Here is a 6,815-nt window from a genome sequence, read left to right on the forward strand (position 1 = left end):
CCTTATATTTTGTAATATTTGGTTAGAAGGCAGAAAAATGAGGAATTTTTACTGTTTTTTTATTTCATAGCTTGTCTGTGTGTTGCTAGTAACATAAAAGCGGAAAAACCGAAAATTAGCATAGAGTCTGATAAGGATGGTAGCTCGATTTTTATAGAAATAATGGAGAAAACTAGGATTTCGAAGTTTTATTTAACGGACGTTGGTAATATCAAGTACTGGCAGATAACGAACGACAATAAAAAAGACGTTCTTAAAATAAATATTTTGATGTATTTTACGGACGAGCTTTGTCAGACAGCCATTATAATAATTTAATATAAGGGCGAAAAAAAGTTTTCTTTTTTGGAACGTAAAGATACAGAAAAAAATAAAGAGCAAATGAAACTTTTTTATGCAATAGACCAGGAGCTTCAAAAAAATAAGAAAAAATATAATCTTGTTAATTTGGCAAAGAGAGAAGCGCGGAAAAAGCAGGGGGAATATAGAAAAAAACAATAAAGAAATAAACGAAAAGCAAAAAAAGAAAAACGATTTGAAAAAAAATCTACAAATGGTAAAGGAACTTATAAAATAAAAGCGCACGAGCGCTTTTTTATAAAATATGGTAAAATAATTATATGATAAGAAAGATATTTATTACTTTTGCCGCAATTACGCTTGTGGGGGCAACGCTCGGTTTTGTTTATCGTGGAAAAATACGCGATACAATTTTAGAATCGCAGAAAAACAGTTTGCCTGAAGCTGTGAGTTATACTCAAGCAAAACAGAAATTAACATTTATCAATGGAGAAATAGAAACAATGGAAATTATTCCGGTTGAGGGTGACTTAAAATCTGACAAATTACCCATACCTAATGAGAATAAATTACAAAAGGAAGACATGGCTATAGCTAAATTGCCGGAAAGTTTTAATCTTGCCATACCTTTTACTTCGCAAGCTCCGTTTGCGGTTTGGGATGAAATTCATAAAGAGACGTGTGAAGAAGCCTCTGCCCTTATGGCCGCTCGTTTTGTCTTGGGGAAAGATATTAAAAACGCAAATGATGCGGAAAGTGATATTTTAAAAATAATAGATTGGGAAAAAATAAATTTTGGCTTTTGGAAAGATACAGACGCTCAAAAGACAGCAGAAATTCTGCAAAATTATTTTGGTCTTAAAAATATAGATGTAAAATACGATATTTCTATTGAAGACATCAAAAAAGAAATCGCCTTAGGTAACCCCATTATTGTTCCTGCTGCCGGAAGAGAGCTCTATAATCCATATTATACTTCGCCAGGCCCTTACTATCACATGCTTGTTGTAAAAGGATATACAAAAGATAGCATTATTACAAACGATCCCGGAACAAAGCGTGGAGCGGATTTTTTATATAAGAACGATGTGTTTTATAATGCTTTGCATGATTGGAATGGTGGAGATGTAATAAACGGAAAGAAGGCGATGATAATAGCAAGGATGTAGGATGATAATTATAGTATTAGTTTATAAAGCGGGTTATTATCCTAATAAAGTTTATTAGCTAAAAAGCTAATTTATGTCCATAGTATTTCACAATTTAACGGTGGAGGAAACGTTTAAAGAATCAGGAACAAATATAAACGGTCTTACTGAGAAGGAGGTAAAGGCACGCCGAAAAAAATTCGGTAAAAACGAATTGCCAAAGGAAAAAGCACTTTCCCGTTTTTCGATTTTTCTTTCGCAGTTTAAGTCGCCATTGATATATATACTTTTAATAGCGGCGTTTGTAAGTGGCGTATTGATGGAAACAATAGATATGGCGATTATTTTAATCGCTATTTTTATTAATGTAATAGTTGGCTTTATTCAGGAAGACAAGGCGAATCGTTCTTTGGAACAGCTCAAAACATTAGTTGAGCGCAGGGCGCGCGTAATAAGAGATGGTAGAGAAATAGATATAAAAGCCGAAGATTTAGTTCCCGGGGATATAGTTGTTTTAGAAGAGGGGAGCAGAGTCCCGGCTGATGGACGAATTATAGAAGAGAACGATTTAGAGGTTAACGAAGCACCGCTTACAGGGGAGTCGCTTCCTATAAAAAAAATCGTAAAAAAGATTAACAAAGAAACTGTTTTAGCAGAACGAAAAAATATGGTTTATATGGGTACGCTCGTTTCTTCCGGTAGAGCTTATTTTATTGTTACGAAAATCGGAGCAAAAAGTCATTTTGGCGAAATCGCGTCTCTTGTGAGAGAGATAAAAGAAGACAAAACCCCTCTTCAGGAACGCATCGGACATTTGAGTAAAATATTAGCCGTGGCTATTGTAATTATTACTATCGTACTATTTTTAGTCGGGGTCGTTTCTGGCCGATCATTTTTTGAAATGTTTTTAGTTTCTATCGCTGTGGCAGTTTCCTCCATACCTGAAGGTTTGCCGATTTCAGTTACGGTTATTTTGGCAATTGGTATGCAAAAAATGTCTAAGCGCAAGGCATTAACCAGAAAAATGATTGCCGCTGAAACATTAGGGAGCGTCAGTGTGATTTGCACAGACAAAACCGGAACCCTTACACTCGGTGAGATGCGGGCGACCCATCTAATTTCTTACAGTGGTGATTTATTTATTGAAAAAAACGGAAAGCATTACAAAGACTTATTAGAGATGTCAATGCGCATAAGTTTATTATGCAACAATGCTGTTGTAGAAGAAATTGGCAGTGATTTAAAAAAATGGAAAATCATAGGAGACACCACTGAAAAGCCATTTTTAATAAAAGGATATGAGTTGGGTTTTGATAAAGAAAAATTAGAAAAAGAAATGCCACGAATACACGAGATACCTTTTAGTTCAGATAGAAAATTTATGGCAACATTAAATAAAACAGGCAAAACAAGTCAGACGATATTTATAAAAGGCGCACCCGAAATTATTCTTTCAAAATCAAAATACTTACTTACCAATTCTAAGAGCTCAAAACTTAGTTCCAAAGATAGAGAACATTTTAAAAAAGAAATAGAAAAATTAACTTCCACAGGGCTTAGGGTTTTAGCCATTGCATTTAAGGAAACCAAAAATCAAGAAAAAATTGATGAAAAAGATATAAAAGATATTGTTTTCGTGGGAGTGATGGGATTAAAAGACCCGCTTCGCGAGACCGCCAAAGAAACAATAGAATTTACAAAAGCCGCCGGCATACGACCGGTAATAATGACTGGAGACCATATTTTAACTGCCAAAGCGATTGGCGCTGAAATTGGATTTCGTACAGGCAAAGATAATGTTTTGGAAGGCAAGGATATAGATGATTTAAGCGATGCAGAATTGAAAGAGAAAATAAAAGAAATTGATATTTTTGCAAGGGTTTTGCCAAAACATAAATTAAGGATAATTGACGCGTGGCAGGCCAGGGGAGAAATTGTGGCAATGACAGGCGATGGAGTAAATGACGCGCCGGCAATAAAATCTGCAGATATTGGCATAGCGCTTGGTTCGGGCTCGGATGTTACAAAAGAAGTTTCAGATATGGTTCTTTTAAATGATAATTTTTTAACTATAGTCAAGGCGATTGAACGTGGTCGTGTTATTTTTGATAATATAAGAAAAGTGATTCTTTATCTTTTGTCGGACTCTCTTGCGGAAGTAATAATTATAGCTGGCGCGTTGGTTTTTGGACTGCCCTTACCGGTTACGGCCGCGCAAATTTTATGGGTTAATATTGTAGATGATTCGTTCCCCGGGCTTTCTTTGGCGTTTGATAAAAAGGAACCCGATATTATGAAGAAAAAGCCGCGTCGTAGAAACGCATCTATTTTAAATGCCGAGATGAAAACAATAATCTTTTTAATTGGTACTCTAATGAGTATGTTTTTATTCGGAGCTTTTTATTTTATTTGGAATTTAACAAACGACTTAAACTATAGCAGAACTATTGCTTTTATTGGTCTTGGGATTGATTCCTTGTTTATTATCTATGCTTGCAGGAGCTTGCGGCATAATATATGGCGTATTCGTTTTTGGAATAATAGATTACTTAATTTTTCGGTTTTATTTGGATTTTTAATGCTATCTTTAGTTGTGTATGTTCCGTTTTTGCAGGTTGCTTTTAAAACCGTGGCATTGGGGGTAAGAGAATGGATTTTCTTTTTAGGACTGGGAGTGTTAAATCTATTAGCAATAGAGGCTGCCAAATGTTTTTTTATTCATATACACAAAATTGATTAGGAAAAATTTATGAGAAAAGCAAAAATAGCAGTTATTGTTCCGGCTTTTAATGAAGAGGAGACAGTTGCCGGTGTAGTGGCTGCGGCAAGCGCGAGCGAGCTGGTAAGCGAGGTGATAGTAGTTTCTGACGGCTCAACCGACAAAACCGCTCGGTTGGCAAAAAAAAATGGCGCAACACAAATTTTTAATTTGCCAATAAAAAAAGGAAAAGGCGCGGCAATGCTTCATGGGCTAACACACACAAATGCAGAAATTATTGTTTTCTTGGATGCTGATTTAAAGGGTTTTAAGCCAGAACATCTAAAACGCTTGATAGAGCCGGTTTTTAGAGGTGATTTGGTGATGAGCGTAGGGATTAGGGATCGCGGTAAAATAATGGAAAAAATTGGTCCATATCTTCCTCTTATTGGTGGCGAAAGAGCTATGCAGAGGTTTGTAATAGAAAATATTCCCGATAAGTATTTAAGAGGGTTTATGATTGAATCAGCGCTTAATTATTATTGTCGCTCTAGAGAACTCCCGTATGGAACGGTTTTTTTGCCAGGTGTAAAAATAAGACGAAAAATGCAAAAAGTTGGGGTATTGAAAGGGTTGGTACAGTATGTTAAGATGATATATTCTATTATTAAAGCAATGATACTGGTTAGATTGGCAAAAATTAGAGGAACTTTTTAGAATTTTATTTTTGTAATATTTTTTTATGAAAGTAGCAATAATGGGATTAGGGTTATATGTAAACGGCAGTGGCATAAGAGCCGCTAAATTTTTTATTGGAAAAGGCGATGAAGTATTAATTACGGATTTAAAAAATAAACGCGAGTTAGCAAGTCAAATTATAGAGTTAAGAAAATTTTGTGCAAAAAATAATAAAAAAATGCCATTTCTTCATTTGGGTGGACATAAAAAAGAAGATTTTAAGAACAATGATATTGTTATGCGAAATCCCGGAGTACCAAAGGATTCGCCTTTTTTAAAAATCGCGCGAAAAACCGGAGCGCAGATTGAAACCGATATTAGTATTTTTATGAAAAGCTGTGACGCCACTATTATCGGTGTCACCGGTACTCGTGGAAAAAGCACGACAACAGCTTTAATTTATGAAATATTAAAAATAAAGTACCCGAGGGTTTGGCTTGGTGGAAATATAAAAGTTTCCCCGCTTTCTTTTATAGAAAAAATTAAACCAAGCGATATTGTTGTCTTGGAACTTTCGAGTTGGATGCTGGAAAATTTTAATGAATATAAAATAGCTCCGCATATCGCCGTAGTCACAAATATTTATCCGGACCATCTGAATACTTATAAAAATATGGCAGAATATACTTCTGCCAAGAAAAATATTTTTAAATATCAAAAAACAGGAGATTATTTAGTTTTAAATAAAGAAAATAAAATAACAAAGAAGTGGAAGGGTTATTGCAAAACGATTTATTTTTCCAAAAACCAGCCCTTTCTATCTCTATTTAATAAAAAAAATAAAATAGAAATAAAATTAAAAGGAGATCACAATTTAGAAAATATTGGCGCGGCTCTTACCGTAGCGAAAATAATGAAAGTGCCAAAAATAAAAATTAAAAAAGTATTAAAAAATTTTGGAGGGCTTTCTGACAGGCAAGAAGTAATAGCAAAAAAGAATGGTATAGTTTTTGTAAACGATACAACCGCCACAACGCCTGATGGAGCAATCGCTGCCCTTCATACATTTGGCGCGGAACAAAAAAACAAAAAAATTATATTAATTGCCGGTGGAAAGGATAAAAGACTGGAGTATAAGCAACTGGCAAAAGAAATAAAAAAATATTGCAAAGCAATAATATTTTTTCCAGGAACGGCAACAGAAAAAATAAATTATCAATTATCAATTATCAATTATCAATTAATTATTATGGCGAAAGACATGAAAGATGCGGTAAAAAAAGCAAGGCAACAGGCTATTAGAGGAGATATGGTTTTATTATCTCCGGCTGCTGCCAGCTTCGGTTTATTTAAAAATGAATTTGATAGGGGAGAACAGTTTAAAAAGGCAATAAGAGAATAAAATAAAATTATAAAAAGCATCAATTAAAAAAATCCCGAATTGTGTCGGGATTTTATGATAGACTAAACTGTTCCAAAAGAACATCATAGGCCTCATTTGTGATTGGCCCGCGGGTTTTTAATGAAGAAGAAAAGAGTATATAATGCTCATTATCCGAGCCTAAATAACCAACTCGCATTTCTTGATCGTCGTATCTTCCCAAAAGATGCATGGCAAAACCAGGTTCTGGCTTTGGGTTAAGAATTACTTTGTCTATCTCATTTTTATTAGTATGAATAAAAATAACAAATACTTCATCTTTATCATCCGAACAAATCGCGACTAATCGTTTGCCGTTTTTAAATTGCTTATATTCAAAAATAGTATTTGTCACGATTTTTAGTTTTCCATTCAAAAATAGTTTTTCTTTTCCATTTTCTTTGGTTTTTTTTATCTTGTTTTCGGGCACGATTTTCTCCAATTTGAAAGGGCTTTAATCATATCTTAGGCTCAGCCTACGTTATTGTCAAATAAGCAGAAAAATGATATTGTTATTTTATAAGTATGAAAAGATTATTGAAAAAAATAGTTCCAAAATGGGCTATTAGAG

6 protein-coding genes are annotated in these 6,815 nt (G+C 34.2%); 5 read left to right on the forward strand and 1 reads right to left on the reverse strand.

Annotation, left to right across the window (positions count from 1 at the left end; all coding sequences use genetic code 11):
* Window positions 1-18 precede the first annotated feature (18 nt).
* The 5 genes from COU51_04410 to murD all read left to right on the forward strand — a co-directional run bounded on the left by COU51_04410 (window position 19) and on the right by murD (window position 6,226).
* On the forward strand, window positions 19-318 hold the full coding sequence (locus COU51_04410; protein PIR66343.1) for a hypothetical protein: 300 nt from the start codon (window positions 19-21) through the stop codon (window positions 316-318).
* Window positions 319-620: 302 nt separating this feature from the next.
* The gene (locus tag COU51_04415) at window positions 621-1,469 is read left to right on the forward strand and encodes a hypothetical protein (GenBank protein PIR66344.1); all 849 of its coding nucleotides are present in this window, start codon (window positions 621-623) and stop codon (window positions 1,467-1,469) included.
* Between the two features lie 73 nt (window positions 1,470-1,542).
* Window positions 1,543-4,188, forward strand: coding sequence for an ATPase (locus COU51_04420; protein PIR66345.1), 2,646 nt, complete (start codon window positions 1,543-1,545; stop codon window positions 4,186-4,188).
* Window positions 4,189-4,197: 9 nt separating this feature from the next.
* Entirely contained in the window at window positions 4,198-4,863 is a 666-nt protein-coding gene (locus COU51_04425; GenBank protein ID PIR66346.1) for a hypothetical protein, read from the forward strand.
* A 25-nt stretch (window positions 4,864-4,888) separates the two neighbouring features.
* Window positions 4,889-6,226, forward strand: coding sequence for a UDP-N-acetylmuramoyl-L-alanine--D-glutamate ligase (murD, locus tag COU51_04430; protein ID PIR66347.1), 1,338 nt, complete (start codon window positions 4,889-4,891; stop codon window positions 6,224-6,226).
* 52 nt (window positions 6,227-6,278) lie between these two features.
* Here murD and COU51_04435 read toward each other — a convergent pair whose 3' ends face one another.
* Window positions 6,279-6,686 carry a hypothetical protein gene (locus tag COU51_04435; GenBank protein PIR66348.1) on the reverse strand — a complete coding sequence of 136 codons (408 nt, stop codon included), beginning with the start codon at window positions 6,684-6,686 and terminating at the stop codon, window positions 6,279-6,281.
* Window positions 6,687-6,815 lie beyond the last annotated feature (129 nt).

It is taken from the genome of Parcubacteria group bacterium CG10_big_fil_rev_8_21_14_0_10_36_14 (assembly GCA_002772895.1).
In the GTDB taxonomy this organism is placed as follows: Bacteria; Patescibacteriota; Patescibacteriia.